The 17,556-nt window shown below is 72.3% G+C and carries 16 protein-coding genes; 11 read left to right on the top strand and 5 right to left on the bottom strand.

Going from position 1 to position 17,556, the window contains the following annotated elements; genetic code table 11:
* From VMI11_11395 to VMI11_11385, 3 genes are all read left to right on the top strand, one after another.
* On the top strand, positions 1-954 hold a 954-nt coding region (locus VMI11_11395), incomplete at its 5' end, for a PD-(D/E)XK nuclease family protein (protein ID HTY73013.1).
* Complete coding sequence (locus VMI11_11390; GenBank protein ID HTY73012.1) at positions 951-4,262, top strand: UvrD-helicase domain-containing protein; 3,312 nt, start codon at positions 951-953, stop codon at positions 4,260-4,262. The genes VMI11_11395 and VMI11_11390, both read left to right, overlap by 4 nt.
* Positions 4,263-4,309: 47 nt before the next feature.
* Positions 4,310-5,032 (top strand): hypothetical protein, encoded by a 723-nt coding sequence (locus VMI11_11385; GenBank protein HTY73011.1) that lies wholly within the window; start codon positions 4,310-4,312, stop codon positions 5,030-5,032.
* Positions 5,033-5,181: 149 nt separating this feature from the next.
* On the opposite strand, the gene VMI11_11380 is transcribed toward VMI11_11385, so the two are convergent.
* Positions 5,182-7,359, bottom strand: a complete 2,178-nt coding sequence (locus tag VMI11_11380; GenBank protein ID HTY73010.1) for a DEAD/DEAH box helicase — start codon at positions 7,357-7,359, stop codon at positions 5,182-5,184.
* Between the two features lie 327 nt (positions 7,360-7,686).
* On the opposite strand from VMI11_11380, the gene VMI11_11375 reads away from it, so the two are divergent.
* From VMI11_11375 to VMI11_11360, 4 genes are all read left to right on the top strand, one after another.
* A complete protein-coding gene (locus VMI11_11375; protein HTY73009.1) occupies positions 7,687-8,034 on the top strand; it encodes a hypothetical protein in 348 nt (115 codons plus the stop codon).
* Between the two features lie 267 nt (positions 8,035-8,301).
* Positions 8,302-9,387 carry an NAD(P)/FAD-dependent oxidoreductase gene (locus VMI11_11370; GenBank protein HTY73008.1) on the top strand — a complete coding sequence of 362 codons (1,086 nt, stop codon included), beginning with the start codon at positions 8,302-8,304 and terminating at the stop codon, positions 9,385-9,387.
* 579 nt (positions 9,388-9,966) lie between these two features.
* A complete protein-coding gene (locus tag VMI11_11365) occupies positions 9,967-10,365 on the top strand; it encodes a hypothetical protein (GenBank protein HTY73007.1) in 399 nt (132 codons plus the stop codon).
* A gap of 524 nt (positions 10,366-10,889) precedes the next feature.
* Entirely contained in the window at positions 10,890-11,687 is a 798-nt protein-coding gene (locus tag VMI11_11360) for a DUF1932 domain-containing protein (GenBank protein HTY73006.1), read from the top strand.
* Between the two features lie 48 nt (positions 11,688-11,735).
* Here VMI11_11360 and VMI11_11355 read toward each other — a convergent pair whose 3' ends face one another.
* Positions 11,736-12,197, bottom strand: coding sequence for a hypothetical protein (locus tag VMI11_11355; GenBank protein HTY73005.1), 462 nt, complete (start codon positions 12,195-12,197; stop codon positions 11,736-11,738).
* A gap of 34 nt (positions 12,198-12,231) precedes the next feature.
* Positions 12,232-12,450, bottom strand: a complete 219-nt coding sequence (locus VMI11_11350) for a hypothetical protein (GenBank protein HTY73004.1) — start codon at positions 12,448-12,450, stop codon at positions 12,232-12,234.
* A 200-nt stretch (positions 12,451-12,650) separates the two neighbouring features.
* Between VMI11_11350 and VMI11_11345 the strand changes: the two genes are divergently transcribed.
* Entirely contained in the window at positions 12,651-13,766 is a 1,116-nt protein-coding gene (locus VMI11_11345; GenBank protein ID HTY73003.1) for a histidine kinase, read from the top strand.
* The gene (locus VMI11_11340) at positions 13,763-14,419 is read left to right on the top strand and encodes a response regulator transcription factor (GenBank protein ID HTY73002.1); all 657 of its coding nucleotides are present in this window, start codon (positions 13,763-13,765) and stop codon (positions 14,417-14,419) included. Before VMI11_11345 ends, VMI11_11340 begins: the two co-directional genes overlap by 4 nt.
* Positions 14,420-14,450: 31 nt before the next feature.
* On the opposite strand, the gene VMI11_11335 is transcribed toward VMI11_11340, so the two are convergent.
* Entirely contained in the window at positions 14,451-14,768 is a 318-nt protein-coding gene (locus VMI11_11335; protein HTY73001.1) for a YdhR family protein, read from the bottom strand.
* 290 nt (positions 14,769-15,058) lie between these two features.
* On the opposite strand from VMI11_11335, the gene VMI11_11330 reads away from it, so the two are divergent.
* Positions 15,059-15,994 (top strand): GNAT family N-acetyltransferase, encoded by a 936-nt coding sequence (locus VMI11_11330; GenBank protein HTY73000.1) that lies wholly within the window; start codon positions 15,059-15,061, stop codon positions 15,992-15,994.
* 4 nt (positions 15,995-15,998) lie between these two features.
* On the opposite strand, the gene VMI11_11325 is transcribed toward VMI11_11330, so the two are convergent.
* The gene (locus VMI11_11325; GenBank protein HTY72999.1) at positions 15,999-16,643 is read right to left on the bottom strand and encodes a TetR/AcrR family transcriptional regulator; all 645 of its coding nucleotides are present in this window, start codon (positions 16,641-16,643) and stop codon (positions 15,999-16,001) included.
* 63 nt (positions 16,644-16,706) lie between these two features.
* On the opposite strand from VMI11_11325, the gene VMI11_11320 reads away from it, so the two are divergent.
* Complete coding sequence (locus tag VMI11_11320) at positions 16,707-17,360, top strand: hemerythrin domain-containing protein (protein ID HTY72998.1); 654 nt, start codon at positions 16,707-16,709, stop codon at positions 17,358-17,360.
* Positions 17,361-17,556: the final 196 nt, after the last annotated feature.

The following is a 17,556-nucleotide window of genomic DNA, read 5'->3' as shown; positions in this document are numbered from 1 at the left end:
CTGGAGACGTATGCGAAGTGCCCGCACGCGTACTTCCTCGAGCGCCTGCTCGGCGTGAAGCCGGTCGAGGCGCCGGAGGACATCTACGAGATCAGCCCGGCGGACACCGGCACGTTCGTGCACGAGGTCTTCGACGAGCTGGTGAAGTCCTTCGAGGAGGCGCTGCCCGGTCCGGGCGAGCCGTGGAGCGCCGAGCAGCGCGCCCGGATGCGCGAGCTCGCCCGCGAGAAGGCGGCGGCGTACGAGCGGGCCGGGCGTACCGGCCATGAGCGGCTGTGGCAGCGGGCCCGCCAGTCGATCCTGGCCGACCTCGAGCACATGCTCGACGACGACGACGCGTGGCGCGCCGACACCGGCGCGAGGGTCGTGGCCAGCGAGATGCCCTTCGGCCGCGACGGCCAGGCGCCGGTCTCGGTCGCGACCGCCGAGGGGCGGATCCTCATGCGGGGCAGTGCCGACAAGGTGGACCTCGGCGCCGACGGGATGGTCTACGTCACCGACATCAAGACCGGCAGCCGGAGCGCCTTCGCCGACATCGGCAGCGCCGACCCACTCGTCGGCGGGACGAAGCTGCAGCTGCCGGTCTACGCGCTCGCCGCCCGTGACCGCTACGGGTCGCCGACGTCGCCGGTGCGCGCCGCTTACTGGTTCGTCCGCCGCGACCGCGGCCGGATCAGCGTCGACCTCACGCCGGACCTCGAGCAGGCGTACGGCTCCGTCCTGGCTGTCCTCGCCCGCTCGATCGCCGCGGGGGTGTTCCCGGCGCGCGCGCCCGAAGACGCCGACTACGGGTACGTGCGCTGCCCCTACTGCAACCCCGACGGGGTGGGCTACACCGAGCGCCGTCGGGAGTGGGAGGCCAAGCGCGACGACCCGGCACTGGCGACCTACGTCGGGCTCGTGGAACCCGCCCACGAGCAGGCCGGGGACGCCCTCGCCGAGGCGCAGCCGTGAGCGAGGCGCTGGCGGACGCCGCCGCAAGGGAGCGGATCCACACCGACACCGCCTCGACGTTGTTCGTCAATGCGGGCGCGGGTTCCGGCAAGACCGCCGCCCTCGTCGACCGGGTCGTGACGCTCGTCCTGGCCGATGGCGTCGCGATGCGTCACATCGCCGCCGTGACCTTCACCGAGCGGGCCGGTGCCGAGCTGCGGGACCGGCTGCGGGAGCGCTTCGAGGCCGCCTACCGGGATGAGGCCGGCGAGCTGCAGGAGCGGGCCGAGGACGCGCTCAACGACCTCGACGGCGCCGCGATCGGCACGCTGCACGCCTTCGCGCAGCGCATCCTCATGGAGCACCCGATCGAGGCCGGCCTCCCGCCGCGCATCGAGGTGCTCGACGAGGTCGGCTCGTCGGTGGCCTTCGACGAGAGCTGGGACGCGCTTCGCGTCGCCCTGCTCGACGACGACACCATCGCCGAGCCGCTGCTGACCGGACTCGCGGTCGGCATGAAGGTCGACCATGCCCGCACCCTCGCGCAGCTGCTCACCAACGACTGGGACCTCATCGAGGACCGGGTGCTCGCGCGGCCCGCGCCGCCGTACGCCCCGCCGGACCTCACCGGCTTCCTCACGCGGGCGCACACCGTGCTCGGCCTGCGTGGTCGTTGCTCCTACGACGGCGACCTCCTGCTGGCCAAGCTCGACGAGCTGGCCGAGCTGGTCGCCGACATCGAGCAGGCCGACGACGTCGACACCCGCCTGAAGCTGTTGACGGGCATCGCGGAGCTGACGTTCGCGCAAGGGCGCAAGGGGAACTGGGGCGGTGACATCGAGTCCGTCCGCAGCGCCGCGCTCGAGCTCGTGACGGACGCCGCGGGCGTCCTCGGCGAGGTGCAGGACCAGTGCGTGCGACAGGTCACGACCTGGGTGGCCGGTCAGGTCCTCGACGCGGCGCGGCGCCGGCGCGCCGAGGGGTCGCTCGTCTTCCACGACCTGCTCGTCCTCGCCCGCGACCTCCTGCGCCGTCACGCTGACGTGCGCCAGGCGATTCACGAGCGCTACCAACGGATCCTGCTCGACGAGTTCCAGGACACCGACCCGATCCAGATCGAGCTCGCGGTGCGCATCGCCGCCGGCGCGCCCGCGACGCAGGTCCGCTGGCAGGACGTGGAGGTCCCCCCGGGACGGCTGTTCGTCGTCGGCGACCCGAAGCAGTCGATCTACCGGTTCCGGCGCGCGTCGATCGCGACGTACCTCGACGCCGAGCAGCACATCGGCGACACGGTGAGCCTCACCACGAACTTCCGCACCGTCGCGCCGGTCCTCGACTGGGTCAACGTCGTGTTCGAGCAGCTGATCCGGCCCGAGGCCGCCGCGCAGCCGGCGTACGAGCGGCTGACCCCCTTCCGGCCCGGGATCGACGGCCGCCCCAGCGTCAGCGTGCTGGGAGCGACGCCGCACGAGGACCTGCCGCGGGCGGCGGCCGCGCAGCTGCGCCGACGGGAGGCCGCCGACGCCGCAGCGGCGGTCCGCCAGGTCGTCACCGAGGGCTGGCCCGTGCAGGACAGCCGGACCGGGCAGTGGCGCCCGGCACGGCTCGGAGACGTCGTCGTGCTCATCCCCGCACGTACCTCCCTCGACACCCTCGAGGACGCGCTCACCGAGGCGGGAGTGCCCTATCGGACCGAGGCGAGCTCGCTGGTGTACGCCGCCGAGGAGGTGCGCAGCCTTCTCGCGTGCGCGCGCGCCGTGGCGGACACCTCCGACTCCCTCGCGCTCGTCCAGGCGCTGCGCTCGTCGGTGTTCGGCTGCGGCGACGACGACCTGTGGCGCTGGAAGCAGGCCGGCGGTGGCTTCGTCATCCACTCCCGGTTGGAGGAGGGGCACCCGCTCGCCGACGGTCCGGTCGGGTCGGCGCTGGGCTACCTGCGCCGGCTCGAGCGCGACGCCCGCTGGCTGACGCCGAGTGAGCTGCTGGGCCGGATCGTGCTCGACCGCCGGATGCTCGAGGTGGCGGCCGGGCGGCGGCGCTACCGCGACTCGTGGCGGCGGCTGCGGTTCGTGGTCGACCAGGCGCGGGCGTGGTCGGAGTACGCGCACGGGGGCCTGCGGGCGTACCTCGCCTGGGCCCTGCGCCAGGGGCAGGACACCGCGCGGGTCGCCGAGGCGGTGCTGCCAGAGACGGACGCCGACGCCGTGCGCATCATGACCGTGCACGCCGCGAAGGGCCTGGAGTTCCCGGTCGTCGTGCTGTCCGGGCTCACCTCGCAGCCGCGCCGGGCCCACGGCGTGCGCATCCTGTGGAACGACGACGGCTACGACGTGTCGCTGGGCAAGGGCGTGGAGACCGAGACCTTCGCCGAGGCGGCGCCGGTCGACGAGGCGATGAGCCAGTTCGAGCTCTACCGGCTGCTGTACGTCGCCGCGACCCGTGCGCGTGACCACCTCGTCGTCTCGTTGCACCGCAAGGCCGGATCCGCCGCCGGGACGGCCGCCGCCCTGCTCGCCGAAGCCGGCGCGGACGGGGCGGGCGCCCATCACCTGCGACCGGCGGCCACCGCGCCGGGTGCGACGGTCGAGCCGACACCGCAGCCGCCGCCGGAGTGGGCCGCCTGGCTCGCCGAGCTGACCGCGGTCCGCGAGCGCACCCGCTTCGTGCCCGTGGTGAGTGCCAGCGGCCTGGAGGGCACCGAGCCCGAGGTGGTGCTCGCCGAGCAGGTCGCGGCCGGGCGCGCCGCGTCTGCGGCCGGCTCAGCAGGCGCCCCCGACGAGGCGGCGTCGACGGACGTGGCCGCCGGGCGAGCCAAGGGCGCGCGCGACCTGCAGCTGCCGCCGTGGTCGAAGGGGCGCTACGGCTCGGCCGTGGGCCGAGCCGTGCACGGCGTTCTCCAGGTCGTCGACCTCGCCAGCCGCGCCGGCCTCGAGGAGGCCGTCGCCGCCCAGTGCCTCGCCGAGGGCGTGCTGGGCCAGCAGGACCTCGTGCGCTCGCTGGTCGAGTCGGCCCTGGCGTCGGACCTGGTACGCGCCGCCGCCGAGGGCGAGCACTGGCGCGAGACGTACGTCGGGGTCCCCGGCGACGACGGGACGCTGCTGGAGGGCTTCATCGACCTGGTGTACCGCGAGGACGGCCGGCTGGTCGTCGTGGACTACAAGACCGACGCCGTCCCGGCGGGGGGCATCGCCTCGCGAGTGACGTACTACGCCCCGCAGCTGCACGCCTATCGACGCGCCCTGAGCGGGGCCACGGGACTGCCGGTGACGACGTACCTGCTCTTCCTGCACCCGACCGCACCCGCGACCGCCGTCGAGGTCCCCGCCTGAGCCGCGCCCCCGCCGCACGGGAGCTCGGACCTGGTAGAACCGACGGCATGGCCAGGCCCGCGGAGCCGCGGCGCTCGCTGCTCCCCCACGCTCGCGAGCGCTGGCCCGACCTCTCCTCGGCCATCGACGACGCCGAGGACTCGGTCGTGCGCTGCGCGGCGCTCGCCGACGAGTGGCGCGCGACCCGGCTGCCCGCCGCGATCCCCCTGACAGCGCGTGGCGACTCGCTGTCGGCACGCCTGGTCGTCTACACGGTGCTCAACCTCGAGCGCGGCGTCGACGTCGCCGCAGGCGCCGTGCGCGGCATCGATGCCGACCGCGTGTTCTCCGCGGGCCTGTGCGTACGCGCGCTGCTCGAGCTCGCCGCCCAGGCGTCCTGGGTCGCCCACCAGGTCGGCTCGGCCCTGGCCGCCAAGCAGGTCAACCTCCGTCGCCTCGACCGGGTCACGAGCGAGGCCCTCGTCGGGGTGTCCGGTGACATCGGCGACGTACGCCGTCCCGCGGCCCAACCGGTCGCCAAGCTGCTGCGCCGCGGCGAGGTCGCGTTCGGGCCGGCGTACGCCGAGGACTACCGCGTCCTCAGCGCCCTCGCGCACCCCACCGGGTCGCTGTTCTGGCGTGACGACCCGGACGGCGCGTCCCGTTCGTCGATCTCGCCGGAGAACGCCGAACGGCTGCTCCGAGGTCTGAGCCAGGGACTGGCGTACCTCTCGGAGCCGTCGCAGGAACTCATGGACCTCGCTGAGCGGACCGACCTCACGCTGCCCTGACCGACCTGGCACTGTCCGGACCGACCTCGCACTCCAGTAACCGCGCACTCCAGTGACCGCGCGGCCCGGCGCCGCCCGATCCCCGTGATCTTGAGAGATCCAGGGCCCCCGACGGCGTGTCGGCCCGGATCTCTCAAGATCGTCGTGGGTCAGCCCGACGCGAGCCGGTCGGCCAGCGCGTTGGTCAGGAGCGTGACCAGCGTCTCGAGCTGGACGTCGACCTCGGCGGCCTCGACCGCCACGCCGTCCAGGGCCCGCGCGGCGAGGCCGGCCTTCGCGTCGATGAGCTCGGCTACCCGGGAGTCCACGGTCTGCGCGGCCAGGATGCGCCACGCGGTCACCGGCCGGCCCTGCCCGATCCGGTGGACGCGGTCGATCGCCTGGGCCTGCTCGGCGGCCGTCCACGAGAGCTCCGCGAGCACCACGTTGGAGGCGACCTGCAGGTTGATCCCGACACCGGCCGCGGTGAGGGAGCAGACGATGACGGCGACGTCCGGGTCGTTGACGAACGCGTCGATGTTGCGCTGCCGTACGCGTGTCGTCTGGTCGCCGCGGATCGACGTACAGGAGATGCCCCGCTTGGCGAAGGCCGCCTCCGCGGTGTCCATGACGTCGATGTGCTTCGCGAAGAAGACGACCTTGCCGGCGTTGTGGGACAGCTGGGCGGTGAAGTCGGCGGCGAGCTCGGCCTTCGCGGTGCCGATGCGGCGCATCATGCTGAAGACGTTCTCGCCGGTGCCCGCCTCGTCGGCGTCGCGGATCTCCCGGGCCGCGACCTGCCGGACCAGCTCGTGGTCGATGCCGTCGACGGGGAGGTCGTCGCCACGCTCGCGGCGTACCGCGAGGGCACTGTCGTAGCGCTTCACCAGCCGCTGGACGAGCCGGCGCTCGGCGTCGCGGATCGACTTCGCGTTGGCGCCAGTGAGCTCCACCGGTACGTCGGCGATGCGCCGCTCGGGGATGTCCTTGGCGACCTCCTCCTTGCGGCGGCGCACGATCCCGAGGTCGATGACCGTCTGGCGCGCGGCCGGATAGAAGCCGCGGTCGATCGGGGTGTAGCCGTTGCGCTCGAGCGCCTGCAGCAGCTGCGGGGACGGTCGGTCCTGCTCGATCCAGCCGAGGAACTCCCAGATGGCCAGGAAGTCCTCGATGTCGTTGATCAGGGGCGTGCCGGTCAGTGCCATGAGCAAGGGCCGCATGGTCCGCTGCCGGACGCGGCGGGAGAGCTCGAGCACGTTGCGCGAGCGCTGCGAGGACTTGTTCTTGATGAAGTGGGCCTCGTCGACGACCATCCCGCGGAAGCCGAACGTGCCGAGCCAGCCGACGTGGCGGTTGAGGATGTCGTAGTTGACGATGACGATGTCGCTGAACGCGTCGATCGTGTCGCCATCGCTGTGCACGACGGTCGCCGGATGGCTCGGCGTCCACATCGCCGCCTCGCGCGCCCAGCTCGTCTTGACCACGTTCGGGACGACGACGAGCAGCGGGTAGGCGTCGGCGGCGCTCGCCGCGAGCAGCGCCTGGGCGGTCTTGCCGAGGCCAGGCTCGTCGGCGAGCAGGAAGCTGCGGTGGCCGGTACGCGCTGCCGCGACCACCTGCGCCTGGTGCGGCATGAGGTCCCGGCCGGCCGCGATGTGCCCGCCGGAGGGTGGGGGCAGCGGCATGCACGACGAGCTGCCGGGGCTCGCCTCCTCGAAGGACCGGAGCAGCGGCTCGATCAGCTCCCAGTCGGCGAGCAGCCGGACCGGACGAGCCGTCGCCGGGGCCGGCGCCGCGGAGAAGTCCGGGGCGAGGAACGGGTTCGAGAGCTGGCGGGCGATGACCGACTGCGGCACGACCTGCCGCTCCTCGCGCACGGCCCGCCCGTCGGCGCCCTCGGCTGCCGGGACGACCGGTGCCGCGGGCTGGGTCATGCCCGCCCGCTCCCGAAGCTCGCGCATCGAGGCGTTGGTGCCGGGGAGGAGTGGCGCGTCGTCGGCGAGCAGGCGGATGAGGGAGGCGTTGCGGGCCGCCGTACGGACGAGGACCTCGCCCAGGCCGTCGAGGCGACGCAGCTCGTTGGTCCGTCGCTTCTCGTCGGTGTCCGCCTTCGCCTTCACCCGCAGCTCGCGGGCGAGCAGCGCGATGGCCTGGAAGGTGGCGGGCGTGGTCGCCGTGACGCGGCCGTTCTCGACGGCGGTGGCGACGCGGCGCGCCGCGTCGGCGAGGACCGGGACCGGCCCCTGCTGGTCGCGCCGCGGCGCGGCCGATCGCCGGGGAGCCCGATCGGGCTGGACCGGCTGGAGACCGGCGCGGCCGGTGCCGCGTCGGCGTGTTCTCGGTGGCACTCACGCCCCATTGGTCGGCGAACTGTCTGCCCTTGCCTGCCAGTGGCGTCCGCGGGCTCTTCCGACAGTGCCGCAGAGCCTGCCCTTCGGGCAGTCGGCACGCCGGGAGAGGCGATCACCTGGCTGCCCCAAGTGTACGTCCTCGCGACCCCGCGTTGCACCTCACCGGCGCGCCGAACGCCCGCCCTCCTTCACACGGATTGAGCAGTTCCGGGACCTCGGTGCAGGCGGATTCCGGGACTTGCCCTGTCTGGAGCCAGCTCGTCGCTGCGTGCGACGATGCCAGCGAGGGCGATCCCGCGGGATCTGTCAGGTGGGAGCAGACGCATGTGCCAGGCCGAGATCGAGGCCACCTTGCCGCTGTACGGCGCCGGCACCTGCCGGTCGTATCGCCAGGGCCACAACGTCCACTGGATCACGTGGACGCGCTACCGAGACGCCCCGCGACGCGCGGCCGAGATCCTCGCCGTCGAGGCAACCGCGGTCGCGCTGTACGTCGACGGCGGGCTCGTCGTCTGGCGCCACCATCACCCCGAGTGCCTGCGCGCAGCCGCGGCGCCATATGCGAACATCCAGGTCGTCCCCGACTGCCGAGCCATCGTCGTCGATTCAGGGGGCGTGACCGACTGGCTCTGGTGCACGGCCGGCGAGCTGCATCCCTGCGGCGGCGACTGACCAGTGCCGCGCCTCACGCGGAGAGGACCTTGGCGGGGCAACGGATCCCGGGTGCTCGGGCCAGCCATGTGTCCGCGGTGAGCACGGTGGTGCCGAGGGCTTCGGCGACAGCGAGGTACGACGCGTCGTAGCCGGTCAGGGTCGCCAGCAGCTGCCAGCAGGGGCTCAGCGGGGGGAGCGCGCGCGGGGAGCGCGCGCAATGAACGCGGGCGCTGCCGGCCTGAGCGCGGCGCGTCGAGCTCGAGACGTCGGTGCCATCATCATCGGATGGGCCGGACCTCGCGCTTCGACGTCGTGGTCGTCGGGGCGCGCATCGCCGGTTCGCTGACCGCGGGCCTCTTCGCGCGGCGCGGCCTGCGCGTGCTGCTCGTCGACCGGGCGCAGCTGCCCTCGCCCACGCTGTCGACGCACTTCTTCCGGGGTGGCGGCCTGCTGGACGTCCTCGACCGGCTCGGCTGGCTGCCCGACGTCGAAGGGCTGGGTGCGCCCCGGCTGACGCGCGAGTACTCCTACGCCGACGGCTCGACGCACGCCACCCTCGAGCCGCCGCAGGAGCCCGGCGACCTCGGCTTCAACATGTCGGTACGTCGCGAGGCGATCGACGGCGTCCTGCTGGCGGCGGCCGGAAGGGACGGCGCTGACGTACGGACCGAGACCGCCGTCGTCGACCTGGTCCGCAGCGACGGCGGGCGCGTGTCGGGGGTGGTGCTCGAGGACGCTACATCGGTGGAGGCCGGCCTCGTGGTCGGGGCCGACGGCCGCCGTTCGCGGGTGGCCCAGCTCGTCGGCGCCGAGGACCGCGAGCGCTTCCCCGGCCGGCGAGCCCTCTACTACCGCTACGTGAGCGGCTTCCCCGGACCGGGCGGCACCGCCCCGGACGGCCCGGAGTTCTCGCTGCTCGGCGACGAGCTGGCGTACGTCTTCCCGAGTGACGCCGGCCTCACCTGCCTCGCGGTCAGCGTGAACCTGGCGGAGTACGAGCGGATGCGGCGGGAGCCACGTACCCGCTTCGACGAGCTGATGCGCCGGCACGCGGGCCTGTGGCAGCGCTACGCCGACGCCGAGCCGGCAGGCCGCCTCTACGGCGCGCCGCCGGCCCCGGACTGGCTGCGCTGCCCGGCCGGGCCGGGGTGGGCGCTGGTCGGCGACAGTGGGCTGCACCAGGACCCGTGGAGCGGCGCGGGCATGGACTGCGCCGCGCTCTCGGCGGAGCTGCTCGTCTCGGCCTACTGCGCGGCCGGCGGGAGCGACGCGTGGCAGGGCACGTACGAGCAGTCGCGGGCCGACCGCCTGCTCGAGGTGTTCCACGAGACGGTGACCGGCGCCGAGGACCTCGCCGCCGCCCTCGCCTGAGCGCGAGTGTCGCGACCCGCCGCGTCCCGCCCTCGCCCGATCGCGATGTCGCGACCCGCCGCGTCCCGGGCTCCGTTGTCCGGTTCGCTGCGCCGGCTCGGCCCCGGCGAGCGGACGCGCGGTCAAGGCTCGGCCGAAGGTGAGCGGCCCTGCTCGACGAGCGTCGGGAAGAGCCCGAGCTTGCTGCCGAGGTAGACAGTGCTCATGCGCATGGACCCGACGCCCTGCATGGACGGGCTGCGACCAGCGCATCGACCACGTCGGGCGAGGTCTCGGTAACGGTGGTCATCGCAGGGCCCTCCTTCGTCGGGAGGGTCCCTCGTCCCGCCTCACCTCATGGGCGCCATGTCCGGCGTGGCCGATGTCACGTGCGCCAGGTCACCGGGCCGTCGGGCCTCCGCGCGATCTTGAGAGATGCAGGGACCGCGGCGGCGTGTCGCCCCGCATCTCTCAAGATCGTCGGGGATCTGGCCGTGTTCGGCTTACGACGACCTGCGTCGGCGGTTGGCCAGACCGATGAGGGCGCCGCCGGCTGCCAGCAGCACGAGCCCGGCGATCATGGGTCCCGACGACCCGCCCGTGCGCGGCAGAGTGCCCGACCCGGACGGGCTGGAGGACGACTTCGTGATGACTGTTGCTTCGACCGACGTCGAGGGTTTCGATGACGAGCTCGGGCTCGACGACTTGGTCGGTGAGACGCTCGCGCTGGACGACGAGGTCGCTGACACGCTGGTGGACGTTGACGGCGACACCGAGGTGGTGACGCTTGGACTCGGTGACGTGCAGTCCTCGGTCAGCACGGTCTCGCTGAACGGTGGCACCCCGCCTGAGGTGATCGATCCGGTGACCGTGTGGCCGGTGTCCGTGAACGTGGTGGTCAGCACGGCTGGTGCGTCGTGGTACGACGGCTTGGTGAGAACCTGGTGCGCCACCAACGTTCCGTCGACGGTCAGGTCCATGACGGTGCCGGCCGGGTAGCTCGTGGCCGTCAACGTCGCTGACGTACAGGTGGTCGTCATGGCCGGGGTGTGCGCTTCGGCCGGGCCCGCGAACAGAGCCACAGCGGCGACAGCGCTCAGCAACGCCACCACACTCGCGATCAGACCGCGCTTCATCGGGCAACGCTCCTCGACATGCATCTGGGCCATGGGCAGAGGTCGCTGAACTGGAAGATCCACCTCAGCATCAGGGCCGGACCCGGTGAGACAGGCGATGCGCCCTGCCCACCTCCTGGACCCACCATTGATTCCTTTCTAGCAGTCTTCAGCGTCGCCGGGCCACCAGCGACTCCGGCGCGCCGACGTGATGTACGCCTCTCCGGCGCCGATCGGTAACAGGGGTCGCGTCGTCGCGCTGGCCGACGCCAGGCCGTGTCCGCTCAGTCACAGCCGGTCGCATCCGGGGCCACTGTGGGCGCGCGACACAGAGGGGGAAGCGAGGGAGAGCGGGCGGTCGAGGGAGAGCGCTCGCCCGGGCTCGAGTGGGTGGGGCAGAGTCGGCTCGTGATCGGAATCGTGCATCCCGGCTCGATGGGCTCGGCCGTCGGCGCGGCGCTTCGCGACGGCGGCCACGACGTGGCGTGGGCATCCCGAGGGCGCAGCGCGGCGACCGCTCGCCGCGCCGAAGCCGCCGGCCTGGTCGACCTGGGCACCGTCGAACGCCTCGCCGACGCGTGCGACCTCATCGTGTCGCTCTGCCCGCCGGCCGACGCGGTGTCCGTCGCACACGCCTTCGTGGGCTACGCCGGCGTGTACGTCGACGCGAACGCGGTCAGCCCCGACAGGTCGACTCACATCGAGCAGGCGCTCCGGAGCTCGACCCACATGGCGGAGACGCTCCAGCCACGCCCGACGTACGTCGCCGGCGCGGTCGTCGGACCGCCCCCGGTCGAGACGGGAAAGACGCGGCTGTACCTGTCCGGCCCCCACGCCGAACGCGCGGCCAGCGGGCTGGGCAACCCGCGCTTCGACGTACGGGTCCTCACGTCATCCGACTCGGCGGCCAAGGCGCTCAAGATGGCGTACGCGGCGTGGACCAAGGGGACGGCGGCGCTGCTGGTCGCCATCCGGCAGGCTGCACGTGACCTCGGCGTCGAGGCCGACCTGCTCGAGGAGTGGGCGAGGAGCCAGCCGGGCCTGCTCGCCCGCAGCGAGGGGGCGATGGAGGTGGCCGCGGATCGCGGCTGGCGGTGGAGCTTCGAGCTCGACGAGATCGGCCGCTGCTTCGAGGCGGTCGGCCAGCCCGGCGGGTTCGGCGCCGCGGCGGCGGAGGTCTACGCCCGCTTCCCCCGCCCCGACTGAACCCCCGGCCCACGTCGAGCCGGGCCGGGGGCTCAGGTGCCGCCGGGATCAGTAGGTGACGTGCAGGGTCCAGTCGGCCGTGCTTGGGCCGGAGCCGTTGGTGCCTTCCACGATCGTGACGCTGCCCCGCGCGTGGCGGTACTCGCCGGTACCGCCGGTGACGGTGCCGTGCTCGGTACTCGCGCCCTGGACCGCCTCGAAGGTGAGGGTGATCAGCCCGCCGCGCAGCCCGAGCGCGACGTCGCAGCGGGCGCGGGTCGCCGTGCTGCTGTGCGCACGGCACGTCGTGATGTCCGAGGCGAACTGCACCTTCTTGGCGGTGTAGTCGCGGTCGATCGAGACGTACCCGGTGCTCCAGCCGAAGTCCGACGACTCGACGAGATGGCCGTGGACGACGCGGGTGTGGGTCGCGTGCGAGCTCGCGTACGCCGGGACAGCGAGGCCGGCGCCCACGACGGCGACGGACGCGGCGGCCAGGACGGCGAGAGTGCGGGGACGGGAGATGGTCATGACGAGGTCCTTTGCGAAGAGTCGGGTTGGGGTCTCAGGCGGCGGTACGCCGCCGGCGCAGGCCAGCGGCGGCGATGAGCGCCACGGAGAGCGCGAGAGTGGCGAGGACGCAGATGAGGAAGGTGAACCAGGCGATGTCGCCGAGGACCGCGCCCACGCCGTGGGTCGCGTTCCTCAGCAGACCCGAGGAGACGAAGGCGATCAGCCCCAGCGCGATGACGGCGCCGAGCGTTCGGTGCGAGAGCAGCTTCATGGCGGTTCCTGTCTGGACGGCGGTGTCGTGCGGTGAGACGCAACGCTCCCGGCAGGACGTACCCGCGGTCATCGACCTGGCGGGGTGATCACCCCCTGCCGCGGCTGGAAAGTCGGGTGCCGCACCGTCCACCCTGGGGTGGGTGGCCCCCCACCCGCGGGAGGACGTCGCGACCACGAGCGGCGGTTACTGTGTGCCGCGTGTCGCGCCACCTCGGCTCTCGGCTCGACGTCGCCATCGCCGTCGTGGTCGTCGTCGCGGGGTGGGTGGAGTTCATCGCCGAGGACATCCAGCCGCGCGGCGTGGCGCTGACCATGGCCACCCTCGCCGGAGCGTCCCTCGCCTTCCGGCGGCGCTGGCCCCTGCTGGTCGTCGTGGTCTGCTTCGGCGCGTTGGCCATCGACACCTGGGCCGGCGTCCCGCTGTCCCAGCCCGTCACGCCGATGGCCTGGGTCCTACTGAGCCAATACAGCGTCGCGCGCGAATCCTCGATTCGACAGGCGATCGCGGGCCTCGTGCTGGGTCTCGGCATCTTCGCCACGACGCTCGCCAAGGACTCCTCGGACCTGCTCTTCGGGCTCATCATCATCGGCACGCCCTGGCTGGTCGGCCTCGCGATGCGCTCCCGCGTCGCCGAGACGAATCAGCTGGCGGAGAGGGCCGCCGACCTCGAACGTCGACGCGACGAGGAGGCGCAGGCGGCCGTCGCAGCCGAGCGGCGCCGGATCGCGCGCGACCTGCACGATGTCATCGCGCACACGGTGAGCGTCATGGTGGTCCAGGCCGGGGCGGCGGCCGAGGTGCTCAAACGCGACCCCGCCCAGGCGGAGAAGGCACTGCGCAACGTGCAGGACACCGGCCGCGCGGCTCTCACCGAGATGAGCACGCTGCTCGGCGTCCTGCGCGAGAACGGCGAGGAGGTCGGGCTCGCGCCCCAGCCCGGCCTGAAGGACCTCGACTCGCTGCTGGAGCAGACGCGCACCGCGGGCCTGCCCGTGCGGCTGGTGGTCACCGGCGAGCCGCGCGAGCTGCCGGCCGGCGTCGAGCTGAGCCTCTACCGGGTCGTGCAGGAGGCGCTGACCAACACCCGCAAGCACGCCGGCGAGGCGAGCGCCACGGTGGAGATCGCGTACGGGACCGGGGACGTACGTCTCGCGGTGACCGACGACGGCACGGCGACGACGAACGGGTACGGCGGCCAGCAGGGCATCCTCGGCATGCGCGAGCGCGTCGCCATCTACGGAGGCGAGCTCGACGCGGGGCCGGGCGCGGCGGGCGGGTACGCCGTCCGGGCTCGGATCCCGGTCCCGGCATGACCAGCGTGCTCATCGTCGACGACCAGGCGCTGATCCGCGGCGGGCTGCGGATGATCCTCGAGTCCGCGCCGGACCTCGACGTCCTCGGGGAGGCCGAGAACGGCGAGCAGGCGCTGCGCATGGTCCGCGAGCTGTCCCCCGACGTCACGCTCATGGACATCCGGATGCCCGGCGTGGACGGGCTGGAGGCCACCAAGCAGCTCACCGCCGCCGGAAGCCGTACCCGGGTGCTCATCCTCACGACCTATGACCAGGACGAGTACGTCTACCAGGCGCTGCGCGACGGCGCGTCCGGCTTCATGCTCAAGAGCGCGCCCCCCGAACGCCTCGTCGACGCGGTACGGACCGTCGCCGCTGGGGAGACCCTGCTCGCGCCGAGCATCACCCGCCGGCTCATCGCCGAGCACGTGCAGCGCCCGAGCCCGTCCGATGCGCTGTCCGGCCGGCTGTCGGTCCTGACCGACCGCGAGCGCGAGGTCCTCGTGCTCATCGCGCGAGGGCTCTCCAACGGCGAGATCGCCGCGCAGCTGTTCCTCAGCGAGGCGACCGTGAAGTCTCACGTCAACCGCATCCTGCAGAAGCTGTCGTTGCGCGACCGCGTCCAAGCGGTGGTCCTCGCCTACGAGACCGGCCTCGTCCAGCCCGGCGCCTGACGTCGCCGCCGAGCGGCGTTGTGAGCGATCGCTAGATCACCTGCAGGACCGGCTGAGTGATCTTCGTCATCACCTCGTTGACGGAGTAGTCGTGAGAGGTCAGGTCTCGAATCGAGTCGTCGGCCTTGGCCGCCCCGAGCAGCTCGCTCGCCAGGAACGCGTCGCAGGACTCCTTGTCGCGCCAGAAGTAGACACCGCCGTAGACGCCGGGCTCGTCGGACGACTTCAGCCAGACCTTCGAGATGAGGCCCGGGAACTCCCGCATCGCCTCGGCGAACTCCTGGTTGGCCGCGTTGAAGTCGGCTTCGCTGACGTCGTCGATTCGGTAGGTGATCACCTGAACGTGCATGGCGTGCCTCCTGACCGTGAGCAGGCCCTCTGCCAGCCCGACCGTAGACCCGCCACACGAGGATCGTCGAACGTCCACTGTCGTCGAGCCGACGGTCAGCTCGGAGCAGCAGCAACACGACGATGCTGCCGGGAGCTCAGGAGGGTCAGTGAGCATGCCTTCTTCATGTCCCCCGCCACCGCCGTGTCGGCGGCTCGGTTCGAACGGCTCGGCGTGCGCGACGGGTGGTAACCGCTCGCTGTACTCGGACCTGCACTGCCACACTGTGGCCACCGACCGCGGGGGGCGCCATGAACCAAGTCCTGGTCAGGCCACTTCAGGCGAGCGACGCGGAAGCGGTCGCCCACCTGTTCCGCGCGCACATCGAGCACTGGTCGGGTGTGCCGGCCACCTGGGTCAGCCCGCAACACGTGCTGGTGGTCATGGAGATGCCGGGACTCGACCCGGACAAGGACCTGGCCTGCCTCGAGATCGACGACACGCTGGTGGGCTACGGCGGACTGATGGCGCAGGCGCCGTACTCCGAGCTCACTGCCGTTCGGGCCGTGGCCCTGGACCTAACAGCGGCCCATCTCGACGCGGTGAACCGCGCCTGGCTCGACTGGGCGATCGGCGCAGCACGGCCGTACGCCGCCCGCGCGCAGGATCCGGTCCGGTCTCGGCTGGCGGTCCTCGCCTACGACGGAGATCCCTTCCTCTCGTTCCTGCGGGAGTCGGGCTTCGAGTACGTGCGCTCGACGTACACGATGAAGCGATCGTTGGCCGCGGACGAGCCCGACGTGAGCTTGCCCGAGGGCGTCACGGTCCGAAGCGTCGTGCTGCCCGATGACCTCCCCGCGCTCACCGAGGTCCTCGCCGCGTTCGCCGACCACCACGGCGACCTGGTCCTCGACCGGGAGCGGATCGAACACCTCATGAAGCTGCCGTACGCCCGACCGGACCTGAGCGAGATCGCCAGTGACGCCGCGGGCTCCTGCTCAGCGCTGGTGGCCGAGGCCAATCCCGATGCTGGCTACGTCATGAGCCTCGCGACCCTGCGGCGCGCCCGGAATCAAGGCATCGCCACCGCACTCCTGCTTCGCTCGTTCCGCAACTTTGCCGCCGCCGGTTGCACCGTCGTACGACTCGACGTCGACGCCGACAACACGACCGGCGCGCTCGCGCTCTACGAACGCGCGGGCATGACGAGGGAGTCGGAGGTCCAGTTCTGGATGCGCCCGCTCTGAATCCCTACCTGAGCAGCAGGTCGGCAAGGGTCGTGCGCAACCACTCGGCGTATCGCTCGAACGACCACCCCTGTACGTCGCGGAAGAGCAAGAACACGTCGATGCTGCCGATCGACCACATGCAGTCGGTGCTGTGCTCCGGTGAATGCCGCAGCGCTTGGGGGTCCATGCCGGCGATGAGCGCGCCGAAGGTCTCGAACCGCCGCCGGTGCGCGGCGACCATGTAGTCCCGGGCCGAGTCGTCGGTGGCCGCGGCCTCGCGGTACGCCTGCCAGATCGGCGCCAAGCGTTCCATGGTGGTCGCGATCAGCGTGGCCAAGCGCGCGACCTGCTGGCGCGGGTCGGGATCGTCGGCGATGGCCGCGACCTCCGGACGATCGGTGAACATGACGTCCTGGGTGTCCCCCGCCACCGCCACATCGACGGCTCGGTGCAGCAGCTCGAGCTTGGACCCGCCCGCGTTGTAGACCGTCTGCAGCGCGACACCGGCCCGCTTCGCGATGTCCCCGACCGTGGTGGCCTGGTAGCCCCGCTCGAGGAACAGCGCCGTCGCCGCCGCCACGACCCGCTCGCGGCTCGCGTCGCGTTCGGCGTCGGCGCGTTCGAGACGCTTCGTGGCGTCGTACGCGCGCTTCTTCGCTGTCGCCATGGCATTGATTCTAGAGTGTAGATCTGCGCAGAATGGGGTTCCACGCTACTTGAGGAGCCGGCCATGAGCGACCAGACCATCGCCGCACCGCCATCCGGGGCCGCCAGCACCACGACGCTGCATCCGGGAGTGGCCGTCCAGTACGCCGTCCACGCGGCGGTGCGCCGGGACATGGATCGCCTTGTCGGGTCGCTCGGCACGCACGCGGCGCCGGACGCCGCCGTGCTCGGCTACGCCGAGGAGTTCCTGTTCCAGCTCCACCACCACCACACCTTCGAGGACGACGCGGTCTGGCCGCTGATGCGCGAGCGGCTGGGCGACATGACCGATCTGCTCGACCGCAACCTCGCGGAGCACGCGGACGTCGTCGCATCGGTCGAGGACTTCGCTGCCGAGGTCCAGCACCTCGATGGCGACCGGGACCCTGCGCGCGCTGCGGCGGTGCGGATGCGAGAGGTCGTGTCCTTGCATCTCGCCCACGAGGAGGCCGACGTGATCCCCTTCGTCCCCCAGGCGTTCACGCTGGACGACGTCGCGCGGTTCCAGGCCCTGTCCGCCGAGGAGAACCCCCCGAGCCGATTCCTTCCGTGGGTCCTCGAGAGCGCCCCGCCGCCGATCGCGGCCGGGTTCGCCGCCGTGCTGCCCGCCCCCGTGCAGCAGGCGCTCACCGATACCTGGATGCCGGCGTGGCAGGCCAAGGTGGACGCCCTCGGCTGACTCGGCGCCGCCGGACGTACCGACGTGGCGCGTCACGGCAGCGCTCATCCCGAGAGGGTGAGCTGAGGCGGGTAGGTCGTCCCGTAGTGCCGGCCGTCGCGGCCGTCGAAGCGCAGGCCACCGCCATCGATCGTGGTGATCCCGATGTCGCGTTCGTGGAGCCAGTCGTGGTGGGCCCAGCAGAGCAGGAGCCCGT

Source organism: Actinomycetes bacterium (genome assembly GCA_035506535.1).
Lineage (GTDB): Bacteria > Actinomycetota > Actinomycetes > DATJPE01 > DATJPE01 > DATJPE01.
The sequence above is the reverse complement of the archived record's forward strand: the minus strand, read 5'-3'. Positions and strand labels throughout refer to the sequence as shown.